This window comes from Sinosporangium siamense, assembly GCF_016863435.1.
Taxonomy (GTDB): Bacteria; Actinomycetota; Actinomycetes; order Streptosporangiales; family Streptosporangiaceae; genus Sinosporangium; species Sinosporangium siamense.
Map to the genome: position 1 here is coordinate 300,338 of NZ_BOOW01000030.1, position 21,434 is coordinate 321,771.

General features: G+C 67.0%; 25 protein-coding genes. 8 read left to right on the forward strand and 17 right to left on the reverse strand.

The window, feature by feature from the left end; translation table 11 throughout:
* Positions 1-2 precede the first annotated feature (2 nt).
* Genes Ssi02_RS24100 through Ssi02_RS24110 form a run of 4 tightly spaced genes read right to left on the reverse strand, consistent with a single transcriptional unit; the run spans position 3 to position 3,032 of the window.
* Positions 3-1,013, reverse strand: coding sequence for a CDP-alcohol phosphatidyltransferase family protein (locus tag Ssi02_RS24100; RefSeq protein WP_204029472.1), 1,011 nt, complete (start codon positions 1,011-1,013; stop codon positions 3-5).
* Complete coding sequence (locus tag Ssi02_RS39405) at positions 994-1,122, reverse strand: hypothetical protein (protein WP_275410739.1); 129 nt, start codon at positions 1,120-1,122, stop codon at positions 994-996. Before Ssi02_RS39405 ends, Ssi02_RS24100 begins: the two co-directional genes overlap by 20 nt.
* Positions 1,123-1,144: 22 nt before the next feature.
* Positions 1,145-2,437, reverse strand: a complete 1,293-nt coding sequence (locus Ssi02_RS24105; RefSeq protein WP_204029474.1) for a CU044_5270 family protein — start codon at positions 2,435-2,437, stop codon at positions 1,145-1,147.
* Positions 2,430-3,032 carry an RNA polymerase sigma factor gene (locus tag Ssi02_RS24110; protein ID WP_204029476.1) on the reverse strand — a complete coding sequence of 201 codons (603 nt, stop codon included), beginning with the start codon at positions 3,030-3,032 and terminating at the stop codon, positions 2,430-2,432. The genes Ssi02_RS24105 and Ssi02_RS24110 overlap by 8 nt, the downstream gene beginning before the upstream one ends.
* A 200-nt stretch (positions 3,033-3,232) precedes the next feature.
* Between Ssi02_RS24110 and Ssi02_RS24115 the strand changes: the two genes are divergently transcribed.
* Positions 3,233-4,123 carry a hypothetical protein gene (locus Ssi02_RS24115; RefSeq protein ID WP_204029478.1) on the forward strand — a complete coding sequence of 297 codons (891 nt, stop codon included), beginning with the start codon at positions 3,233-3,235 and terminating at the stop codon, positions 4,121-4,123.
* Between the two features lie 2 nt (positions 4,124-4,125).
* On the opposite strand, the gene Ssi02_RS24120 is transcribed toward Ssi02_RS24115, so the two are convergent.
* Positions 4,126-4,866, reverse strand: a complete 741-nt coding sequence (locus tag Ssi02_RS24120) for an SDR family NAD(P)-dependent oxidoreductase (RefSeq protein ID WP_204029480.1) — start codon at positions 4,864-4,866, stop codon at positions 4,126-4,128.
* 87 nt (positions 4,867-4,953) lie between these two features.
* Between Ssi02_RS24120 and Ssi02_RS24125 the strand changes: the two genes are divergently transcribed.
* Positions 4,954-5,574: a TetR/AcrR family transcriptional regulator gene (locus Ssi02_RS24125; RefSeq protein ID WP_204029482.1), complete on the forward strand. Its 621-nt coding sequence runs from the start codon at positions 4,954-4,956 to the stop codon at positions 5,572-5,574.
* On the opposite strand, the gene Ssi02_RS24130 is transcribed toward Ssi02_RS24125, so the two are convergent.
* Complete coding sequence (locus tag Ssi02_RS24130; RefSeq protein WP_204029484.1) at positions 5,556-5,906, reverse strand: fluoride efflux transporter FluC; 351 nt, start codon at positions 5,904-5,906, stop codon at positions 5,556-5,558. The two genes, Ssi02_RS24125 and Ssi02_RS24130, sit on opposite strands and share 19 nt — an antisense overlap.
* Positions 5,903-6,319, reverse strand: coding sequence for a fluoride efflux transporter FluC (locus Ssi02_RS24135; RefSeq protein ID WP_204029486.1), 417 nt, complete (start codon positions 6,317-6,319; stop codon positions 5,903-5,905). Before Ssi02_RS24135 ends, Ssi02_RS24130 begins: the two co-directional genes overlap by 4 nt.
* Before the next feature lie 40 nt (positions 6,320-6,359).
* On the opposite strand from Ssi02_RS24135, the gene sigJ reads away from it, so the two are divergent.
* From sigJ to Ssi02_RS24150, 3 genes are all read left to right on the forward strand, one after another.
* Entirely contained in the window at positions 6,360-7,211 is an 852-nt protein-coding gene (sigJ, locus tag Ssi02_RS24140) for an RNA polymerase sigma factor SigJ (RefSeq protein WP_204029488.1), read from the forward strand.
* A gap of 51 nt (positions 7,212-7,262) precedes the next feature.
* On the forward strand, positions 7,263-8,384 hold the full coding sequence (locus Ssi02_RS24145) for an NAD(P)/FAD-dependent oxidoreductase (protein ID WP_239129498.1): 1,122 nt from the start codon (positions 7,263-7,265) through the stop codon (positions 8,382-8,384).
* 171 nt (positions 8,385-8,555) lie between these two features.
* Complete coding sequence (locus Ssi02_RS24150; RefSeq protein WP_204029490.1) at positions 8,556-9,140, forward strand: hypothetical protein; 585 nt, start codon at positions 8,556-8,558, stop codon at positions 9,138-9,140.
* Positions 9,141-9,186: 46 nt separating this feature from the next.
* On the opposite strand, the gene Ssi02_RS24155 is transcribed toward Ssi02_RS24150, so the two are convergent.
* Positions 9,187-10,323 (reverse strand): serine hydrolase domain-containing protein, encoded by a 1,137-nt coding sequence (locus Ssi02_RS24155; RefSeq protein WP_204029492.1) that lies wholly within the window; start codon positions 10,321-10,323, stop codon positions 9,187-9,189.
* Between the two features lie 198 nt (positions 10,324-10,521).
* Here Ssi02_RS24155 and Ssi02_RS24160 point away from each other — a divergent pair, with 198 nt between their 5' ends.
* Positions 10,522-11,235 (forward strand): GbsR/MarR family transcriptional regulator, encoded by a 714-nt coding sequence (locus tag Ssi02_RS24160; protein ID WP_204029494.1) that lies wholly within the window; start codon positions 10,522-10,524, stop codon positions 11,233-11,235.
* A 21-nt stretch (positions 11,236-11,256) separates the two neighbouring features.
* On the opposite strand, the gene Ssi02_RS38855 is transcribed toward Ssi02_RS24160, so the two are convergent.
* The 3 genes from Ssi02_RS38855 to Ssi02_RS24175 form a co-directional block, all read right to left on the reverse strand.
* Positions 11,257-11,601, reverse strand: coding sequence for a hypothetical protein (locus tag Ssi02_RS38855; RefSeq protein ID WP_239129499.1), 345 nt, complete (start codon positions 11,599-11,601; stop codon positions 11,257-11,259).
* A gap of 365 nt (positions 11,602-11,966) precedes the next feature.
* Complete coding sequence (locus Ssi02_RS24170; RefSeq protein WP_204029497.1) at positions 11,967-12,278, reverse strand: hypothetical protein; 312 nt, start codon at positions 12,276-12,278, stop codon at positions 11,967-11,969.
* Position 12,279: 1 nt separating this feature from the next.
* Positions 12,280-12,474, reverse strand: a complete 195-nt coding sequence (locus tag Ssi02_RS24175; protein ID WP_204029499.1) for a hypothetical protein — start codon at positions 12,472-12,474, stop codon at positions 12,280-12,282.
* A 441-nt stretch (positions 12,475-12,915) separates the two neighbouring features.
* Here Ssi02_RS24175 and Ssi02_RS24180 point away from each other — a divergent pair, with 441 nt between their 5' ends.
* Positions 12,916-13,488, forward strand: coding sequence for a hypothetical protein (locus Ssi02_RS24180; RefSeq protein ID WP_204029501.1), 573 nt, complete (start codon positions 12,916-12,918; stop codon positions 13,486-13,488).
* On the opposite strand, the gene Ssi02_RS24185 is transcribed toward Ssi02_RS24180, so the two are convergent.
* A complete protein-coding gene (locus Ssi02_RS24185; protein ID WP_204029503.1) occupies positions 13,476-13,769 on the reverse strand; it encodes a hypothetical protein in 294 nt (97 codons plus the stop codon). The genes Ssi02_RS24180 and Ssi02_RS24185 overlap by 13 nt on opposite strands.
* Before the next feature lie 568 nt (positions 13,770-14,337).
* Between Ssi02_RS24185 and Ssi02_RS24190 the strand changes: the two genes are divergently transcribed.
* Positions 14,338-15,558, forward strand: coding sequence for an SMI1/KNR4 family protein (locus Ssi02_RS24190; protein WP_204029505.1), 1,221 nt, complete (start codon positions 14,338-14,340; stop codon positions 15,556-15,558).
* Here Ssi02_RS24190 and Ssi02_RS24195 read toward each other — a convergent pair.
* The 5 genes from Ssi02_RS24195 to Ssi02_RS24215 form a co-directional block, all read right to left on the reverse strand.
* Positions 15,551-17,092 carry an alpha/beta hydrolase gene (locus Ssi02_RS24195; RefSeq protein WP_204029507.1) on the reverse strand — a complete coding sequence of 514 codons (1,542 nt, stop codon included), beginning with the start codon at positions 17,090-17,092 and terminating at the stop codon, positions 15,551-15,553. The genes Ssi02_RS24190 and Ssi02_RS24195 overlap by 8 nt on opposite strands.
* Positions 17,089-17,970, reverse strand: coding sequence for a PSP1 domain-containing protein (locus tag Ssi02_RS24200; RefSeq protein ID WP_204029509.1), 882 nt, complete (start codon positions 17,968-17,970; stop codon positions 17,089-17,091). Before Ssi02_RS24200 ends, Ssi02_RS24195 begins: the two co-directional genes overlap by 4 nt.
* 314 nt (positions 17,971-18,284) lie before the next feature.
* Positions 18,285-19,688 carry a hypothetical protein gene (locus Ssi02_RS24205; RefSeq protein ID WP_204029511.1) on the reverse strand — a complete coding sequence of 468 codons (1,404 nt, stop codon included), beginning with the start codon at positions 19,686-19,688 and terminating at the stop codon, positions 18,285-18,287.
* Positions 19,685-20,206, reverse strand: coding sequence for a SigE family RNA polymerase sigma factor (locus Ssi02_RS24210; RefSeq protein WP_204029513.1), 522 nt, complete (start codon positions 20,204-20,206; stop codon positions 19,685-19,687). Before Ssi02_RS24210 ends, Ssi02_RS24205 begins: the two co-directional genes overlap by 4 nt.
* Before the next feature lie 37 nt (positions 20,207-20,243).
* Positions 20,244-21,419 carry a DNA polymerase III subunit delta' gene (locus Ssi02_RS24215; RefSeq protein ID WP_204029515.1) on the reverse strand — a complete coding sequence of 392 codons (1,176 nt, stop codon included), beginning with the start codon at positions 21,417-21,419 and terminating at the stop codon, positions 20,244-20,246.
* Between the last annotated feature and the right edge of the window lie 15 nt (positions 21,420-21,434).

Below are 21,434 nucleotides of genomic sequence, written 5' to 3' on the forward strand. Positions count from 1 at the left end.
TCTTACGACATCTGCCGCATCCCCTGGCCGGCATCCCCGTTCATCGGGTGGCCGGCCCACTGCGCCTCTTCGGGGGACGTCGGGGCCTCCTCCTGGATCTCCGCGAGAGCACGGCTGAAGTCCCGGGACGACAACCACAGCTTGTACATGATCGCCCCCTCGAAAACGAGCAGGAGTACGGCGGCGCCGATCGTCACCGGGACGATCTGCCCGAGCAGCGGCCCCACGATGAACACCGCCATCTGGAACTCGATGCCGCTGACGAGGTGCGTGCGGACACGGTGGTCGCGCAGCCAGTCACGAACGCGAATGTAGGAGACGAACTTCGAGCGGAACTCCTGCTGCAGATCGACCCCGGCGGCCGTGCGGACGGGCGCCTCCTCGGCCTCGCCGCCGTCGAGCGCGCCGTCGAGCCCGCCGTCCTCGGCTGCGGCGTCCTCGTCGTTGACGTCGCCGGTTGCCGGCGCCCCGAGGGCCCGCTTCAGTTTGCGGCGCATCTGCCGCCGCACCTTCGCCACCTGAAGGGCGTCGACATAACGCAGCATGTCGAGAAAGACGACCGCGATGCCGAGAAGCAGATAGAGCTCCTGGCCGCTCTTTTGATATTGCCCCCACATCAGCGCGACGGTGCAGGTGAGCACCCTGATGCGGTCGAAGACATAATCGAGCCAGCCCCCGAGCACGGTGCCGGTGCCCTTGAGCCGGGCGATCTTCCCGTCGATGCAGTCCAGGACGAAACTCAAGTGGTAGAGCAGAGCCCCGGCGACGAGCCACCGCCAGTCGGCCGCGAGGAAACACGCCGCCGAGCCGAGGCCGAGAACAAATGCCCCCCAGGTGATCTGGTTGGGGGTGACCGAGGTGCGGTTCGCGAGGAAGACGACCAGCCGGCCGGCGAGCGGGTCCACTAAGAACACCGTCCACCAGGCGTCCCGCGCCTTGTAGGTCTCCGACCGCACATCGTGCAGCGTGAATCTCACACCGCTCCGGTCACCCTCAGAAGTCGTCGTCGTCATCTGGGTCATCCATGTCCTCCCCCGGCTCGAACGCGTGCGTATCGTCGCCGTCATGCGGGTCGTCGTAGGCTCCGAAAAGCTCGGCGATCGTTTGAAAAAATGAGTTCAATCGACTCGGCCCCCTTACCGACTCACTGAATGGTCAAATCGGGCTCCTCCGGCGCGGGTTCCTCCTGGCTTTCGGACGGCGACTCCTCTTGCGGCTTCTCCGCGGGTTCCTCCTGCGCGGATTCCGGGAGTTCGGGCTTGTCGTCCGTCCAGCCCATCTCGACGTATGCCTGATAGGAGCCGACCTCGACGGTGCGCCCGTTGGCGAGTTCCCTGATGCCGGTGGTCTCGCTGGAAAGGGGCATCCCGCTTTCCGGGTCGATGACGTAGCGCACGTCGCTGACCTTGCTCTGATCGGACCTCAGCACCTCGTATCTCAGCCCCTGGCCGGTGCGGCCGAGCGGATCGACCACCTCCCCGTCGGCCTTGATACCGGGAAGGGAGGCGAGAATCTGATAGGCGGACGCCCGCACCTCGGGCGACACCGGCAACCCGGAGAGGATCTCCATACAGCTCCGCTGGAGCCGGACCTCCATCTCCGCCGTCTGGTTCAGTCGGGGCCCCTTCGCCGCCTGACCGCGGATTCGCGCCTCAAGGAAGCTCCGCAATCGGGCGGGGTCTCCGGGAAGCGCTTTCACCTCGGCCCAGGTCGTGGGGGTCGCGAGCAGAATCCCGGCCGTGTCAAGCGCGGTCGCCTCCGGCTCCCGGGGACCGCTTTCCCATGTTCCGGCGGGTTCGACGATGCTGCCCTTATCGCCGTCCACCGCCGGATAGTGCCACCGCGTCGGCGAACCGGCGGCACGCCAGGCATACTCGTCGGGCGGCGTCGCCGGCTTGGCGCCGAGATAATGCTCGATCCACCAGCTCCGCTTACCGGTGGTGTCGGTCAGCCACGCCTGCTTTTCCATGCTGAACCGCAGCACATATCGGCGGCTCGGATCAGGGACAAGCGCTCCTGTCACCGTACGGCTGCGCCAATAGACACCCTCGCCCGGCGATTTGGCCACGGCCGTGGCGGCAGCGAGCAGAACCTGCCGGGCCGTCGGGCCCGCCGAGGCCGAAACGGTCGCCTGGGGGGTGAGCAAAAGCAGGCTGTCCGAGGACGTCACCGTGACGGTCAAGAGCAGCGCCGCCGCAGCCCCGGCCGTCAAGGCCCACACGCCTCTCCATCGCGATGTCCGCCGTCGCCGGGTGGCGATCCAACCCGGTGCGGCGGCCTCGGTTTCCCCGGCGAGTTCTCCGGCGATGGCCGACAACAGGCGGGCGCGCCCCGCCTCCGTCGCCTCCGGTAAAGGTCCGGAGGCTTCGAGAAGGCGGCGAATGACCGCCATCTCGTTCTCCGCGGAGGGATCCGCGTGCCTGTCCGCCTCATCCATCGGATCCTCCGATCACAGGGTTCACGCCGCCCAGAGCCCTGCGCAGTTTCCTCCGCACCCGGTTGAGCCGGGAACCGACGGTGCCGAAGGGAATGCCAAGCGTCTGCGCCACCTCCTCATAACTGAGATTCGCGAGCGCGACGAGAAGCAACACGTCGCGGTCGCCGTCTGAAAGACGCCGGAGTTCGGACGCGAGCCGCCCCTGTGCGCTCGCGGCCGTCACCCGCGCCGTAACCCTTTCCTCGTGCCCGTCCTCGGCGACATCGCCGGCCGGCGACCGTTGCAGCGCCTCCAGCCTGCGCGCCTCGCTTCTGCGGTGCTGGGCGAGCAGGTTGGTGGCGATGCCGTAAAGCCACGGCCGCACGTCTCCGCGCGAAGGGTCGAAACTCTGTCGTCTGCGAAACGCCACGAGAAACGTCTCCGCGGCGAGATCGTCGGCGATCTGCGTGCCGAGTCGTCCCGCGGCGTAGCGATGGATCTCACCGAAATAGCGGTCGTAGAGAACCGCGAAAAGGTCGGGGCGACGCCATGACTCTTGGATGAGCTCGGCGTCATCGAGGCTCGTGGGCACATCCGGTGGCGCGGCTTTCCACATGGCGTCCCTTCGTCGGGGTTATACCTGTAGTCCGCCGGAAGGCCGATTCCCCTTCACGCTTTTTTCACGAAATTTCCCCACCGGGCTCGTGCCGTACGGCGAAGCGGCCCCTTGGCCGCCTATGCGGAGAGGAAAGGGCCCTGGTCAACACGTCCGATCCGGACAAGACAGCGGCTTCCCTGGGAGAGCAGGATGGCCGTATGAACATCGACCTTCTCGCCGTGGACGCCTTCATGGCCGGGCACGCGCGAGTGCTGGACCGCCGCCGTTTCGGCCTGATGACGGGCAGGACGGGCTCCGCCGACGTGCTCGCCGCCCTCGACGGCTATCGCAACGCGGACGGCGGCTACGGCTGGGGATTGGAGCCCGACCTCCGTTCGCCGGAAAGTCAGCCGGGTGCAGCGCTGCACGCCTTCGAGGTCTTCGAAGAGGTCGCGCCCGCCACCGCCCCGCAGGCGGCGGCATTGTGCGACTGGCTGGAATCGGTATCCCTGCCCGATGGGGGATTGCCGTTCGCGCTGCCGTTGACGGTCGCCGAGGCGACGGCCCCCTGGTGGCGGGGGGCCGACTCCACGGTTTCCTCCTTGCAGATCACCTCGGTGACGTGCGCCGCCGCCTGGCAGGTGGCCGCACACGACGCCGCGGTCGCCGCGCACCCCTGGCTTGAGCGGGCCACCCGTTATTGCCTCGGCGCGATCGAGGCCATGGACGACAAGCCGCACGCCTATGTGCTGGCTTTCGCGGTGCGGTTCCTGGACGTCGTCCACGATCACATGCCTGAGGCCGCCGCCCCGCTTTTGCGACGGCTCGGCGAATACATTCCCGGCGATGGGCGACTGCCGGTGGAAGGGGGCACCGAGGAGGAGGCGCTCCATCCGCTCGACTTCGCCCCTCACCCCGATCGGCCGGCGCGGCGGTTGTTCACCCCGGAGGTGGTCGCCGCCGACCTCGACAGGCTGGCGGCGCTTCAGCGGGACGACGGCGGATGGGTTGTCGATTACGCGACGATCTCACCGGCGGGCTCGCTGGAGTGGCGCGGGCACACCACCGTCAAGGCGATCGACATTCTCCGCCGCAACGGCAGGCTCTGAATTCAGGCGTTGGCGCCGCCGTCGACGGTGATGGCGGTGCCGGTGATGTAAGCGCCGGCGGGCCCTGCGAGATGGGCGACGGTGGCGGCTATTTCGGCGGGCGCGGCGAAGCGCTTGAGCGGTGTGATGGCGCGTTGCGCGTCGGCGCCGGGGCTGTCGGCGGGATTCATGTCGGTGTCGGTGGAGCCGGGCTGCACAACGACGGCGGTGATTCCGCGAGGACCTAGATCGTGCGCGATGCCTCTGGCGAATCCGACGAGAGCCGCCTTGCTGAGCGCATAAAGGCTGATGCCCGGTTCGACCACCCGATCGGCGAGATTGCTGCCGATGGCGATGATCCTTCCGCCGTCCGGCATGTGGCGCACGGCGGCCTGCACGGCGAGGAACGCCGCGCGCACGTGAATCGCCATGGTGTGCTCATAGTCGTCGAGAGTGAGTTCGTCGATCGTGCCGTAGGTGTAGACACCGGCGTTGTGCACGAGGATGTCGAGGCGGCCGAATTCTGCGGCGGTCTCCTCCACGGCTGCCGTGACGGCGGCGGGATCGGTCAGATCGGCCTTGATCGCGACACCGCGCCGCCCTTCCTGTTTGATCAGCTCGGCCACCTGACCTGCCTGCTCAGGCGAACTGTTGTAGGTAAAGGCCACGTCCGCGCCGTCCTGTGCCAGGCGCTGGGCGATGGCGGCGCCGATTCCCTTGCTGCCGCCGGTGACGAAAGCGGTTTTGCCGTCGAGTGGCTTCACGGTGACCCCTCAGAGATTTATGTAGTGATCGCTACTTAATTGGTAGCATCGTCTCTGAGGGGATGTCAAAAGGATCGAGTGAGGCACATGGCAACTCGGGGTCGTCCGCGAAAGTTCGACCGGGCGGCGGCGCTGCGGACCGCGATGCAGCTCTTCTGGGAGCACGGTTATGAAGGCACGTCGCTCAATCAGCTCACACATGCCATGGGGATCACACCGACCAGCCTCTACGCGGCGTTCGGGTCGAAGGAGGAGCTGTTCCGCGAGGCCGTGGAGCTCTACAACGCCGGGGAGTCACCCATGGATCGTGCCCTGCGCGAGGCGCCGACGGCGAAGAAGGCCGTCGAGAGGATGCTCCGCGACAACGTCGACAACTATGTCGACCCGGCCACGCCCCGAGGCTGTCTCGTGGTGCTGGCGGGCATCAATCTGACCGCCGCCAACGAGGAGATCGGCCGCTATCTCACCACGTGCAGGGAAGACGACCAGGCGAAAATCGTCGCGAGACTCGAACGCGGCGTCGAGGACGGCGATGTGCCGCGGGGAGCGGATCTCCAGGCGATCGCCTTCTACTATCTGACCGTGCTTCAGGGGTTGTCGATCCAGGCCCGGGACGGTGTTTCCCGCGAGACTGGGCAGCGCATCGTGGACAGCGCCATGATGACATGGGACCTCCTTTTACCCGGCGGCTATCTGGCGACGCCGTAGGCCGCCAAGGCTCCGCCGTACGCCGCGACGAGCCCCGCGGCGACACTGCCGCAGGCATTGAGGAGGGCGGCGCGGGTCATGCCGTTCTCGACTAGGCGCAACGTTTCGAAGCCGAAGGTCGAATAGGTGGTGAGGGCGCCGCAGAATCCGCTGCCGGCCAATGCCATCACCCCCGGTGAGGCGGGAAAGGCGGCGAGAAATCCGAGTACGGCGGAGCCCGCCATGTTGGCCGTGAACGTGCCCCACGGGTGCGGCGAGGCGATGGCGCGGTCGATGAGATAACGCAGGGGAGCGCCGACGGCGGCCCCGAGGGCGATCAGCAGGAGTGTCACGGGGTTTCCTCCGCCTCGGCAGCCGGTGGGGGCACAAGTCCGAGGACCGCGGTCGTGACGGCGCCTCCAGCGTAGACGGCGGCGAGGGCCGAGACCAAGGTGATCGCAAGATAGGCGAAGGCGACGAAGGGGCGTCCTTCCCCCAAGGTCTGCTGGATGTCCACGATGTAGGCGGAGAAGGTGGTGAACCCACCAAGCACGCCGACCCCCAGGAAGGGCCGGAGCAATCGCGGCGCCCGGGGCACACCCGCCACGACCGCCATGAGGGCGCCGATCAGCAGGCAACCGGTGACGTTCACCACGAAGGTCGACCAGAGCTGAGGAAGGGCGATGGTCGCGGCGTGACGGGCGAGCGCGCCTATCACGCCTCCCACGGCGATGACCACCAGGGTTGCGGGTTCCAGGGGACGCATCTATAGAGGGGACCACATAGACGCGTAGAGTCAAAAAACTGTGGACGACTTTCAAGACCATCGCCCCCATCTGTGGGGTGTCGCCTACCGGATCGTCGGCACGGTCACCGATGCCGACGACGCCGTGCAGGAGACATGGTTGCGATGGCGGCAGGTCGACCACGCCGGGGTCGAGGATCCGCGCGCCTACCTGACGACGGTGGTGAGCAGGATCTGCTACGACCTGCTGACCTCCGCCAAAGCCAAACGTGAGGCCTATGTCGGGGAATGGCTGCCGGAACCCGTGGTGGATCAGCTCGGGCCGGACGAACAGGTCGCACTTGACGAATCCGTCGGCCTCGCCCTGCTCGCGGTCATGGAGCGGCTCACCCCGGCCGAACGCACATCGCTGGTGCTCCACGACGTCTTCGCTGTGCCGTACGACGAGATCGCCGACATTGTGGGCCGCACGCCCGACGCGGTGCGGCAGCTCGCCTCGCGGGCGCGGCGGCGGGTGCGGGAATACGCCCCGCAGGGCACGGTCGACCGCGCCGAACACCTCAGAGCGGTGGAGGCGTTCGCGGTCGCGGCGACCACGGGTGACCTGCCCGGGCTCGTGGCCGTGCTCGATCCCAAGGTGGTGTGGCGGTCCGACGGCGGCGGGCTGGTCGTCGCGGCGCGAGTGCCGGTCGTGGGGGCCGAGACCGTGGCCCGGCTCATCAGCAAGGCGATCCAGCGGTGGTCCGCGGAGTTCGACACCGAGATGCGCGAGATCAACGGTGCTCCGGGCTTCGTGTTGTGGAACAAGGGCGGAGGTGTGGACAGCGTGTTGTCGTTGGTGGTCGCGGACGGGCGGATCATCGAGATCGGTTTGGTGCGCAATCCCGAAAAACTCCGCCATCTGGCTGTGTGAGCTGACTCACTCTCACATTTCCCACCGTTCCCCAGTCTCTCCTGCATGGAGATGAAACAGCAGCACATCGTGGTCATCGGCGCGGGATACGCGGGGCTGACGGCGGCACTCCGACTGGACCGGCGGCACCGGATCACCCTGATCAACGCGGAGAAGGAGTTCACCCAGCGCATCCGGCTGCACGAATATGTGGCGGGCCGCCCCAGCGTGACCGTGCCCCTGACGGAGCTCACCCGAGGAACCGGCATCACCGTCGTGCAGGCTCGTGTCGGCGCCCTGGACCCAGCGGCGAAACTGGTCCACACCACCGACGGGCGACAATTCTCCTACGACACCCTCGTCTACGCCTTGGGCAGCCGCACCGACCTCAGCGTCCCCGGCACCGCCGATCACGCCTATACCGTGGAGCAGGCCGCAGCCCTCAGGACCCGCCTGACCACCCCCGGCGGCGGCACCCTCGCGGTGGTGGGCGGCGGCCTGACCGGCGTGGAGCTCACCACCGAACTCGCCGAGGCATATCCCGCCTGGCGCATCAGTCTCGTCACCGGCGAACTGTGCGCCGGCCTCTCCCCCAAAGGCCGCGCTCATGTCAGAAAGGCGCTCACCAGCCTCGGTGTCACCATCCACCCCGACACCCACATCACCGCCGTCAAACCCGGCACACTCATCACCGACCGGGGCGACATCGAGGCCGACGTCATCGCCTGGGCGGGCCCCTTCGCCGTGCCCACCCTGGCGGCGGAATCCGGCCTCGCCGTCGACGGCCGCGGCCGTGCGAAGGTAGACGAAACCATGCGCTCGATTTCGCACCCCGATGTCTACATCGTGGGCGACGCGGCAGCCGCACAACTCCCCAACGGCGACGAATCACGCATGTCATGCGCCGTGGGCATTCCCACCGCCGCCCACGCCGCCGACGCCATCAACGCCCGGACCGCCACCCGTACGGCGAAGCCCTTCAGATATGCCTATCTCCTCCAATGCGTCAGCCTGGGGCGCAACAACGGGCTAGTGCAGTTCGTCCACCCCGACGACTCCCCCCGCGACCTCGTCCTCACCGGCAGAACCGCCGCCTGGATCAAGGAGGGAATCTGCCGCTCCACCATGGTGGCCCTCCGCCTGGAACGCCGCCGCCCCGGCTCGACGATCTGGCGCCGGGGCAGAGCCCGCTGACACGGGACATCGCATCGGCAGTCGGCATCCCAGCCCGAACACCACATAATGCGGGCTTGGACTCGCTCGCGAGAGGGAGGCCGGATATCGCTCTCACCGGCGATTACCTCTGAGCCGGAGAAAACCACCATTGGGGACGTACGGCCAACGCGAGTGAGGAGCGTCCCCGCAATGAACCATCGTGTCGCCTTTATCGCGGCCCCACTGTTCACCCTGGCGTACGGAGTGATCCGGATTGTCGACGGGTTCGACGGCAGCCGGGGACCCGGTCTGGCGTGGACGGTCGGCCATCTGGCCTTCCTGGTGGCCTTGGTCATGTTCGCCGTGACCTTTAAGCACATGTGGCAGCTGGCCGGGCGGGACAAGGTGACCACAGTGCTCGCCGTTACGGGGATCACCGGGATCGTGGCGATCTGCCTGCAGTTCGTCATCGACATCGTCGTCGGGTTCATGTCGGTGGACCACGCGGCCATGGGGGTGTTGTTCACCCGGATCCAATCGGTCCCGGGGGTCTCCTTCGCCGTCTATGACGTGGGGCCGTTCCTCTTCTACCTCGGGCAACTCGCCGTCGTTGTACGGCTTGCCACGATGCGAAGGGTGAAGGGCTGGGTGCCGGCGCTTGTCCTGGTCAACATGGCGCTGCCGTTCGTCGACAAGGACCTCATCCCGGTCGGCGCGGTGTTCCTGTTCGTGGCTTTCGCCCACATCGCCGGGCAGGTGAACACGACAAGGCCTGTGCCTGCCCCCGCGCGGTGAGCACTTGCCGTGGGCTCACAGATTGATTTTCGGAAGAAGGCGGGGCTCAGCCCCCCTCGCCGAACACCGCCTTGATGCCGTCGAACATGATGTCCCAGCTCTTCCACTCCATATTGGTGTGAAGAGCAAAGGTGTGCTCACCGTCGGCTGTGCCGACCACGGAGATGTAGGAGCCCCACAGGCTGCCCCCCACGCCACGCAAGGTGATCCCGCCGGCCACCTCGTGGTCGAACTCGAACACACCGAGGCCGTAGCGCGTGTGAGGCATCCAGTGGCCCCCCTCCGTGGAGATCGTCGTCCACATCTTGCGATGCTGCTCCGGGGGCAGCAGGGCACCACTCGCCAAGGCACCGACAAAACGGATCATGTCGCCGGTCGTGGAGACGATGTTGCCGGCGGCCCAGCCACCCGAGGTGTTGAACTCCGTGACGTCCAGGGGCTCAAGACCGGGGTCCTCCATAGCCGACTGCCAGTTCTCCGCAGTGATCTGCGCCGGGTCGAAGCCCTCCTTGTAGAACAGCTTGGAGTAGGAACGCGGGTGCGGCTGGGGATAGTCGATCTCGTCCGGGCGGCGCACGTGAGTGTGAGTCAGGCCAAGCGGCTGGATCACCGTACGGTCGACCTCGTCGGCGTAGCTGTTGCCGGTGACCTCCTCAAGGATCGCGGCGGCGATGTAGAAGCCGCCGTTGGAGTAGGCGAAGGCCGTGCCGGGTTCGAAGATCGGCGGCTGGGACACGGCGAGCGTCAGCAGCTCTTCCTTGGTCGAGATGTCGAAGCGGTGTTTGGCGAAGCCGGAGCGGGTGGCGTAGCGATAGTAGATCTCCGGGGCGAGGCCGGTGACGAACAGGCCGCTGCTGTTGCTTAGCAGGTGCCGGATAGTGATCTTGCTTCCGTCATAGCCGTTGACGTCCAGAACACCTGGCAGCCATTTGTCTACGGTGTCGTCGATGCTCAGTCTGCCCTCGGCCTCCAACCGCAATATCGCGGCGGCGGTGAAGGCCTTGCCGGCGCTTCCGGTGTGCACGTGCTCACCACGCCGGCGTTCGTCTCCCGTCGTGATGTCGGCCACCCCGGACGTACCGAACCATGTCTCGTCCCCGCGGCGGATCTCGGCGACGACACCGGGCACGCCGTACTCATCCACCACACGGTCGAGTAGCTGCTGGACGGCGGAGTAGGTCATCTCGTTCACCCTTGTCTCGAGAACATTTACGGCACATCAAAAATTACGTTGCATACACCGAACGGTCAATCACACTTTCGTGACGCAACTGGCAAATACGCAGCTCACAGGCTGGAAATCATTGCGTCGACCTTGCTTGCTAACGCAATAGCGGCGTTGCGTTAAGCTGTTGCCGACGCACCACAGCTAAGGAAGCCGATGTCTGGACAAAGGCTGACCCAGCAGGACCGTCGGCAGATCGCCGCCGGACTGCGTGACGGGCTGACCTACGCCGCCATAGCCCGCCGTCTTGGGCGGCCGACCTCGACCGTCACCCGCGAGGTGATGCGCAACGGCGGCCCGGGCGGCTACCACGCCGACCGGGCTCATCTGGCAGGCAAACGCCCCGTGCGCCGGCACGGCACCACCCCGGCGACACGGCCGGGGAGCGGCGACCTAGACGGCCGCGACCCGCGCGTCGTGGACGAGGTGGCCGCCCAGAGCGCTGAGCTAATGGTCCGAGCGGGGCTCCCCCTGATGATGGCCAAGGTGATGGCCGCGCTGTTCACCACTGACAGCGGCAGCCTCACCTCGGCCGACCTCGTGCGACGCCTCCGCGTCAGCCCCGCCTCGATATCCAAGGCGGTCGGCTATCTGGAGAGCCAAGAGCTCATCAAACGCGAACGCGACCCCCGCCGCCGAGCCGAACGTTACGTCGTCGACGACACCATATGGCTCCAGGCCATCATGGCCAGCGTCCGCATCAACTATGAGATCGCCACCGCGTGCGAACACGGCGCCCAGAGACTGGGCCCCGGCACCCCCGCGGGCGTCCGCCTTGAGTCCATGGGCCGCTTCCTCTCCCACGTCAGCGACGACTTGGTCCGCTCCACCGAACACTGGCACCGGGTCTGCTTCCCCGATTCACCCTGAACGCCGTACGGCACAGCCCCCTTAAAGAAGCACCGCCAACGTGCCCCACGCCGCCACCCCACCGGCTGCGGTCCCGGCCACGACCTGGGCGGCAGTGTGGTCGCCGACCGACACCCTCGACCACCCGATCAGCCCCACCAGCACGGCCCCCACCAGCAGGACGGGCACTGTGGCCGCCACGTTGGCCACCGTCACCACGCTGCCCGCCGCGACCGCCGTGTGAAAGGAGATCTTCCACACGAGCGTGACCGGACCGATCACCGCCAACGTGGCCAGCATGACGGCCACACAGGCCACCATCACCCTGGGTGCGCCCAGCGCGCTGAGCAGGACAAGCGCGGCCACCACAAGAACAACGAGAACCACGACAAGCTTCGGGCGTTCCGCCCGCGTGGTGACATGCCGATTGCCAAACCAACCGGCCTTCACCCCAACGGCGATGATCCCCGCCGGAACCCCACCACACAACACAGCGGCCAAAACCCCCCACCCCAGACCACCCCACCCGGCGGCGAGCACCCCCACAAGAGGCGGGAGCCCGATAACAAGGTGAGCGGGCGCGAAGACCTCGGTCACATATCGCGCAACCCGACTCTCCCGCCGCTCGACATCCGGTGCGCCCCCAGTCTCCGCAAATGCCACCGCTATCCCCCATAACCAAATTTCCTGAAAAGCCGGGCGCGCAGATCGTCCCAGATCATGCATCGGTCCCGCATCTCACTCAGGTCAGATCACCGGGGAAGGGCTCCATCATCCAGGCCCGACGGCGGTCCGTCGTCAAGCAGGATTCGCAAACTGCGCTCGGAGCTCTTCAGGGGAAGAAGTTCCGGTCGATCTACAAGAAGGACTTTGATGGCATCCAACGCCGCATTTACCGCCAGCCTGCCCTTCTGCTGAATCTGCTGCGGAGTGTCATTGAAGTTATTCGCATGCACGATATTGCTTCGCAGGTGATAAATGTCGCGATAAACATCGCGAGCTTGATCCCGCTCTTCTCCGGCCGGGTGCAGCAGCTTCGCAAGAGAGCCCGAAACCCTGAGCACACTATCCTCGCGACGACCAATACTCGAGTGTGGGCAGCAGGAGTTCACCGTAGCTCTCGACGGCGAGTTGAACGACCGCGTCGAGCAGTTCGTCACCGGAGACGTCACAGCTCGGCAACTCCTTCTGCGTGGACCACATGCGGAGATGGTTGATCGAGGTCGTGCCGACCTCGAGGATATAAAACACGAGGTTCATGGCCGCGATCTCGACGGGTGAGCCCACAGAAGCGGTTCCACCGGCGAGGCTCCGTGCGAGCAAGGACGCGAGAACTCCCGCGACCTCGGCTTGATGATGACAGATTGTCAGCCGGATCTGCCAGAACCCAGTTGACGAAGGGGTCGCCAAGGTTGTGCCGCAGGAAAGCTACAGCCTTATCCACGTCCGATCCGGAGTGGGGACCGTTTCCCGACTCAGGAGTTGCCCCAAAAGAGGCATCACCCGGCTGGCCAGACGGAACCATGATCTCCAGCTCCAAACTATGACAAATATGGCCAACCAGCCCCACACCATGACCCACTCGACACGTCCGACAACTCGGTCGGACAAATGGGGCCCAGACTCGGATGTGGTGGCGGGTCTTTCCCCAGTAGGTTGCCCCGATAAGCACAACGTGACGGTGGAAAGGACATCTTCACCATGGCTCTGGCATGGCACCCCGTCAACACACCTCTGGCCGACCTCATGGGCACGCTCGCCCGTTCTCTCTGGGACGCCGCCTCCCTCTCCACCGTGTTGCCGGATGCCGGGCAACTCACTCCTGTCCACTCGGCCGGATGGGAGATCGACGTCTTCCACGACAAGGCCGACGCGGTGAGCGGCTTCTCCGCCCGCTTCGGTCTCTACTACGAGCCCGACGACGAGGACGACCCGGATCTCGACGACTTCCCCCAGCATCTCCCCTCCCCCCAGTGGCACGTCGACCACTCGGCCACCCGGCAGCAGTTCGACGTCCTCTTCGAGGCGGGCCGGGCGGCCATGGCGGCCCGCCTCGGGGAGCCCGAGGCTGCGGGAATGTTCGACGAAGACGATGACTGGCGTTATGCCGTGTGGCGCGTGGGTGACCGGCTGATCGCGGTCGCCCAGGCGGAGGACTTCGCCTCCCACAGCCTCTACACCGAGGCGTCGATCAGGGTCGTCGACTTCCCTGCCACGTCGAAGGTGCCCACGGCCGACGAGATGTACGACATCCTGGTGAATCAGGTGTCGTAGCTGCCGTCCCACGGCTCATAGAACCCGAGTTGATCGGGATATAACTCGGCGTGCTCCACACCCTCGAAACTCTCGACGACATGCCCAAAGACCACCCCTTCGTGCTCCATCCGGAAGGGCCGGACGGCGATGTCTCCGAACTCAAGACCGGCGAGGTCGTCCAGCCACCCCTTCAGCCGGTCTTGAGCGGCGTCGACGGCCGCGAGGTGTCGGTCGTCGGTCCCTGTGCACTCGATCAGAGACTTCTGATGGTGTCCGTCCGCGTCGAACGTGTGGAGCACGGCGAACCACCTGCTCCTCCACGGGGGCGAGGTAGTCCATCACCACCATGGACCCGCCCCCGTCGAGGGCGGTGGTGAAGGCGATGTCCGGCAGATAGGGGTTGCCGGGCAACCGCTGGCAGAGTGTGAGGAAGGCATCGTAGGCAGGGTCGAAGGGGCAGATCCGGGCGGTGAGGAGGCCGTCCGGGGAGCGTACGGCTATCGCCCAGTCGCCTATGCCGCACGGTGTCCAGCCGCGCGTGATCAGGTCGGCCAATGCCGCACGGTGGGAAAACTTTTTCCAGGGGCGCCCGTCCGCCGAGGTGAATTCCTTTCTCATGAACAGGCCCAGGTCACAACATAGTTCGGATGGAGCACCAACTGTCCCCTGCGATCATTTCATCGCGTGGACGTAAACTGTCCATTCGGCGGTCTGTGGCAAGATGCCCTCGGAATAAACACCGCTGTCTCGACGACTTGAGCCGGCACTTAACTGTAATGCCGCGATTGGGTGACACCTGTGGAGCCTATGAACCCATCCCGCTCTGCGCCAACAGATTCTCCCGCGACCTCGCGGTAGGAGTCCCCGGTGCACTCTTCCCGCGCCGCGCACTGGTGGATCTTCGCCGGGCTCATCAACCTCTGGCAGGTGGCGACGGTCTCGGTCCCCTGGATTCACACCGGCGGTCTTTCACCGGCCCACCGAGTGGTGGACGCCGTCCTCGACACTCTGATCTATGTTTCGCCGCTGCTCATTATGCTGCTGGCCTGGAGGGTCGCGCGGGGCATGAGCCCCAGGGGCCATCTATGGGCGGCGGGCTCTGTGGTGGGATTGTTCGCGGCGGAATGGATGCTGCATGAGGTGGCGCCCCGGCTTCCGATGGCAGTCGCAGGGGCGTCCGGGACCTCCGCGGGGTTGTCGTGGTTCGTCGTCCCGGGACTGGTCATCACCGCGGGGCGTGTGGGGATCGTCGCCGCCTACAGCTCGATAACCGCACGCTCACAACCACGGCAATGGCGACGGCACGTCCTGAGTGTGCCGAGCGCCGTCCTCGCGCTGCTGTTCGTCCCCATAGCGGACGGCCCGGTGAGAACGAAGGACGAGCCGTCTCCCGCCCTTGCCTCCGGATCGTTGATCAACCCCCACTTCGGAACCCAGAGCTGCGACGCCCCAAGACGCGAGCCCCTGCTGAGACTTCCCGACGTGGCGACCACCCGCCGCGTTGAGAAGGCCTGGCGGCGGCTGGAGAGGTGGCTGGCGGAGAACGCCCCGCAGTCCTACGCCGATCTCGCGCCACCGGCGACGCCGCGCGAGATCGCACGGGTGGAGAAGGCGATGATGCTGAGGTTCCCCGACGATCTGAAGGCGTCGCTGATGCGCCACAACGGTGTTCTCCGCGGCGCGGGATCGCTTCTCGGCATGTTGTACTCGCCGATGTCCCTCAGCGAAATCCACTCCAGCTGGCGTGCGCTCTGCGACAGCCTGGCGGTCGCCGAGGCCGAGCTGCTCATCATGAGCGGTGACGACCCCGATTCCGTGGCTCCCGAGGAGTTCTGGTGGCACTGGAGTGTCATCCCGTTCGCCATAGACCCGGCAGGCGACCACCTGGTCCTCAACGGCAAGGGCAGAGTCGGGGAGTTCTTCGAGGACGAGGGACTCGCCTTCACCGACGACGGGGGCCGGCCCTCCTATGCGGCCCTGCTGGAGGCGGTGGTGCGGTCCCTGGAGAAGGGGGAGCCGCTCGACATGTGGGTGCCGACGACGACGCGCCACGGCACCCTCGAATGGAGATACGAAACCGTCAACTGACCTTCGGGCACACCGTGCCCTCGGCCGGCGGCTTGAGCGAGACGAGATAGCGGTCGACGGCGTCGTCCACACAGGTCGAGCCGGTGAAATAGGCCGTGTGGCCGTCGCCGTCATAGCTGAGAAGCACGCCGGAGGTCAGCTGGCGGCTCAGCGCCTTGGCCCAGGCATATGGCGTCGCCGGGTCGCGGTAGGTGCCGATGACCACAATGGGCGGGGCGCCTTTCGCGGTGAGCGTGCCGGTGCGTTTGCCGGCCGGGACCGGCCAATAGGCGCACGGCAACGACCCCCACATGACCTGCCGCCCGAAGTTCGGCGCCTCTTTCGCGGCCTCCTTCGCCGCCTTGGTGAAGTCCGCCAGCGACGTGGGATATGGGCTGTCGACGCAGTTGACCGCCATATTGGACTCGGTCTGATTGGAATAGGTGCCGTCCCCGCGCCGGTCGATCAACACGTCCGCCATGCGCAGCAGCGTCGTGCCGTCGCCGTCGAGGGCCTCGTTGAGGGCCTGGCGGAGAGTGGGCCACGAGCGCCGATCGTAAAGGGGGGTGATGATGCCGAGCATCACCCACGATTCGGTGATGCGGCGTCCGTCGCCGCTGCGGTTGCGCAGGGGCTTGTTGTCGCTGCGGCGCAGCAATTCGGTGACCTCACGCATGGCGCCGTCGACGTCCCTCCCGCGAAACGGGCAGTCGGCGGCCTTGAAGCAGTCCTCGAGGAAGGCGCGATAAGCCGTCTCGAATCCCCTCGCCTGGGTGAGGTTGACTTCGATCGACGACAACGAGGGGTCGACCGCGCCGTCGAGCACCAGCGCCCGGACCCTGGCGGGAAACAGATCCGCGTAGACGGCCCCGATGAGCGTGCCGTACGACTTGCCGAGATAGGTCAGCCCCTTGTCCCCCAGAGCGCTCCGCAAGACATCGAGGTCACGCGCGACATTGACGGTGCCGACGTACGGCAGAAGCCGGGCCGACTCGCTCTCGCACCCGGCCGCGAACCGCCGCGATCCCCGTTCGAACTCACTGACCTCCTCGGGTCCGTCGGGGCTGTTGTCGAGTGACATATAGTCGTCGAGCTCGCGTGCCGACAGGCACCGCACCGGTGCCGACTCCCCCACCCCACGCGGGTCGAATCCGACGACGTCGAAACGTTCACGCACCTCGTCGCTGAGAATGGACCGCGCGGCCCTGGCATATTGCACTCCGGAGCCGCCCGGCCCCCCGGGATTGACGACGACCGACCCGATGCGGTCGGTGCCGGAGGCGGGCAGCCGGATGACGGAGATCTGCAGCTGTTGACCCTCCGGTTTGGCATAGTCGAGCGGCACCTGAAGCTTGGCGCACTCGAAGCCGGCGCCGCAGTCCCGCCATTTGAGTTTCTGCGCGGAGTACGGCGTGGCCACCGTCTTGGCCGGGGTCTTCGCGTCGAGTGCCCGCGTGCACGAGGCCGACGTGAGGACGAGCGCCGCCGCGATGAACGCGGCCGACAACGACCGCCCACGCCACCGCCCACTCCCGCCTGAGGTGAAAAAGGTCATGCCTGTTCTTCTGCCCCCGTGCCGCCCGCGACAGGCGATCCCGTGGGAGAGGCCGCCTTGGCTGTGCCGTACGCCGCGTCGTGTGCCTTGCGCGGCCCGCACACACTCGCCTTGGAGCAGGCGCAGCGCCTGCCGCCGTCGTTGAGCCGCACGATCACGGAGTCGGAGGGCACGTTGTGACCGACCACGGTGCCCGCCCCTTCGGGCGTGTCGACGGCCAGGCCGACGCGGGGGGCCGAGGCGCGGAACTCGACGTATAGGGGATGCTCATATTTGAGGCAGCACATGAGCCTGCCACAGGCGCCGGCGATGCGGAGGGGGTTGACCGGTAGGTCCTGGTCTTTGGCCATGCGGACGGAGACGGGCTCGAAGTCCTTGAGGAAGGTGGCGCAGCACAGGTCGCGGCCGCAGGGCCCGATGCCGCCTTGGAGGCGGGCCTCGTCGCGGGGGCCGATCTGGCGGAGCTCGACGCGGGCGCGGAGGTTGCGGGCGAGGTCGCGGACGAGGGCGCGGAAGTCGACGCGGTGGGGCGCGGAGAAGTAGACGGTGTAGACGTTGTCCTTGTCGAGGTAGTCCACCCCGACCACCTTCATGGGCAACGTGTGGCGTTTGATGAGGCGTTTAGCGACGCTTCGGGCTTCGGCTCTGCGGCGGCGATTGCTCTCGTCTCGGGTGAGGTGTTCGTCCTGTGCGATGCCTGCGCAAATGGGGAGGCCGTCGATCTCCTCACTCACCCATTGGGGGGCCCACACGCATTCGGCAACCTCAGGTCCGGAATCGGTGGGAACCAAAACTTTGTCCCCGACCTTAGGCGTGTGACCTCCCGGATCAAGGTAATAAAGCCGTCCATATCGGGTGAAGCTCACAGCCATGATCATGCCCATTGGCTCGTGCTCGCCTCCTTGGGGCTTTTGGACCCTACCCGCCTTGAGTCACCATACGCGGCCGAAGGCCAGGATCGGCAGAGGCACACGACCGTGCCGGGAATCGCCCCTGTAGAGTCCCGGCACGGGTGCGCCCCTCCACCCCATCCCCCGGCCGCCGCCCGATAGGACGACTGCGGCTCAGAAAGGAAAAAGCCCCATGCTCGGCTCGGTCACTCCGATGCCGGCAACGGCGTTGTGAGCGCCCCCGGATTCACTGCGGTGCACCGGGCGACGCTCACAAGGCGATGACTATTCGCAGCGAAGACCTACCACGCGTTGTCTCCCTCCGACGCGACCGCGCGGTAACCATCCGGGCTGACGACGCCGAATCCCTGCCTTATATGGCGGACAATCATCCAGCTCCCGTCGGCGTTGATGTCGACGACATGGACAGGGCCCTTGTCGGCCGAGTGGAGCACACGGAGCACACGCTGCTCCGCGATGCTGTAATCCAGGACCTCGCCGGGGGACTCAAGCACGCCGGCCCGCCCGTCCGACTTGCTCCCGCCGTAAATCAGCCGTTGCCCGTCCCCGGTGATGCGCACACCGTGCACACCGTTGCCGAGCCGCTCAAGCGAGGTGGGCAGGTCCACCGCCTTCGCCGCACCGGTGTCCTCGCCCTCGGCGGAGGTGTCCAGCACGAAGACCTTCTGGGTGCCGTAGACGATGCCGTGCTGCGTGTGCGGTGCCCCCGGGCTGGCCTCGACGGTGATCGAGGGAGGCTCGGGCCTGTCCTGCAGCGGCGCTTCCACCGTGCCCTCCGGGGGCGACACCGAGGTCCCTCCCGTGCTCTCCGAGGGAGAGTCCGCGGGCTCAGCGCCCTCCTTGGGCACGACTGGGACCGATTCCGCGTTTTGCCCGCTCGATCCCTCCGCCACACCGGACGAGGACTCCGGCACCGTGGAGGGGACAGGGACCGCTTCCGCGGGCGGAACGGTCACGCCCGGCGCGGACAGCGCCGGCTGAACCCGGGGCCCCTCTTGATAGGCGATGTATTTTCCGTCGTGGCTGGCGGAGAGATTGAGCACGGGGCCGTTCTTCACCCGCCACGTGCGCTCCGCTCCGCCGAACTCCCGCATCACAAGGCGCGTGTCCTTCTGGGGCCCGCGGCAGGGAGCAAGTCCGTAGACGACTTTGCCGCCGTCGCCGGTCACCGCGAGATTGGTGACCGCCGTGTCCGCGGGCGCGGTGAAAAGCCGGTCGACCCCCGCGACCTTGCCCGCCTCGTCGAGCGTGATTTTGAAAAACAGCTGGGCGCACTCCCCCGACCTGGCCACCACGACGAACGTGCGGTTGTCCCCCGCTCCCGCCACACGCTCAAACGCCTCCGCCCCCGAGGGAACGGGCACCGTGGCGGTCTCCTTCAGCCCCTCGACGGTGCGGACCCGGAAAGTGGTCTTAGTGAGGTCGGCCAGAAATCTCGGGGTGGTCGCCGTGCCCGCGCTGATCGGCATGGCCGCGTCGGGGCCGTCCCCCTCGACCAGGTTGACGCCGACGACGACCCCCGCCACCAGCACCGACATGACCGATGCCGCCGCGGCGACCGGCACCAGCCACGCCCTGGCACCCGCTTTACGGGTTTCCCGCTTGAGTTCGGGGACCGCGTCCACATATCCGGCCGCGGCCCGGGTCGCATCACGCAACCGATTGACGATTTCGTTTTCGTTCATGGGTGATCCCCCAACAGACGACCGAGCGCGGCTACAGCCCGGTGGGTGGTGGATTTGATGGTTCCGCGGCTGACCCCGAGGGTCTGCGCGGCCTCCTCCTCGGAGAGGTCGGCATAGAAACGGAGCACCAGAACCTCACGCTGCCTGCGCGGCAATCGGTGGAGGGCCGAAAGGACGGCCCTCCGCTCCTCACCGAGCATCGCCGCGGATTCCGCCGACCAGATCGGCGGCTCGTAGGTGCCCGCGAACCACGAGGGCAGTTTTCTGCGCCGCAACACGCTGCGGGCATTGTTGAGCACGGCACTGCGCAGATAGACGAGCGCCTTGTCAGGATCTCGAAGGCCGCCGAAGCGGCGGTGAAGGCCGAGGAACGCCTCCTGCACCACGTCCTCGGCACTTTCCCTGTCCCCGAGCATGACCAGTGCCATCCGCGTCAGCCCAAGCGCATGAGCCGCGTAAAGCGCACTCACCGTCTCGCCCGAGGAGGGCGTCGAGAGGTCCACGATGTCGGCCTGCATGTCCCAGAGACGCGGAAAACCGCTCCGGGTTGCTTTTCTACGGCCGGCGAAGTGACAACGTCATGGCTTCCACGGCCATCTGCGGGTTGACGTTGGCCGCGAGCCGCTCCCGGCACCGCATGATCGCGTCGACGCGTTTGAGCGTCTCCTCCGGGCGCGAGGCCCTGGCGAGCGTGGTGAGATCGTGATGAAGGTCGCCGTTGGCCAGCTCGACCTGGGCCCCCATTTGCACGGCCAGCACGTCGCGATAGAACGCCACAAGGTCGAGCAGGGCGTTGTCGATGACGTCGCGCTTAAGACGGGTCGCCCGGGACTTCTGGCGGTCCTCCAGCTCCTTGAGCGCCCCCGCGCCACCGCGCACCAGGCCCTTGTTGAGGCCCTTGCCCGACGAGCCCTCGCCGTAGATCTTGCGCAGCTCGGCCGTCTCCGCCTCGTTGAGCACGGCGGAGACCGCGGCGGCCTCCTCCTCGGCCGTCTTGACGAGCTTCTCCGCCGCCGCCACACACTCGCCCACGCCGACCAGCGAGCGTGGGATGGACAGCACGGCCTCCCGGCGGCGGCGCGAGTCCTCGTCGAGGGCGAGCCTGCGGGCCCGCTCAATGTGGCCCTGGGCGGCCCTGGCGGCGAACTCCGCCATCTCGGGTGCCACACCGTCCCTCGTCATCAGCACGTGGGCCACGGCGCCGGTGGGCGGCGTGCGCAGGGTGACGATGCGGCAGCGCGACCTGATGGTGATCATCATGTCGTCCGGGGAGGGGGAGCAGAGCAGCCACACGGTGCGGGCCGGCGGCTCCTCGATGGCCTTGAGCAGGGCGTTGGAGGCGCCCTCCGTGGCGCGGTCGGCGTCCTCGAACAGCACGACCCGCCAGCGGCCGAGCGTCGGCGCCCCCGCCGCGCGCAGGATGAGCTGCCGGGTGTCCTTGATGCCGTAGGAGAGGCCCTGGGGACGGACGATCTCCACGTCGGGGTGCGAGCCGATCAGCACCTGATGGCAGAGATCGCAGTGCCCGCACCCGCGGTCGGAGCAGAGCAGGGCTGCGGCGAACGCGCGGGCGGCCTCCTCACGGCCGGAGCCCGGCGGCCCCGTGAACAACCACGCGTGCGTCATGCCCGCCCCGCGGCCCCCGGCCAGCACCTCGGCCGCCGCGGCGGCGGCACGCGACAGCACGGCGGTCGCCCGCTCCTGACCCACCAAATCGTCGAAGAGGCCCACCCTCAGAAGGGTAGG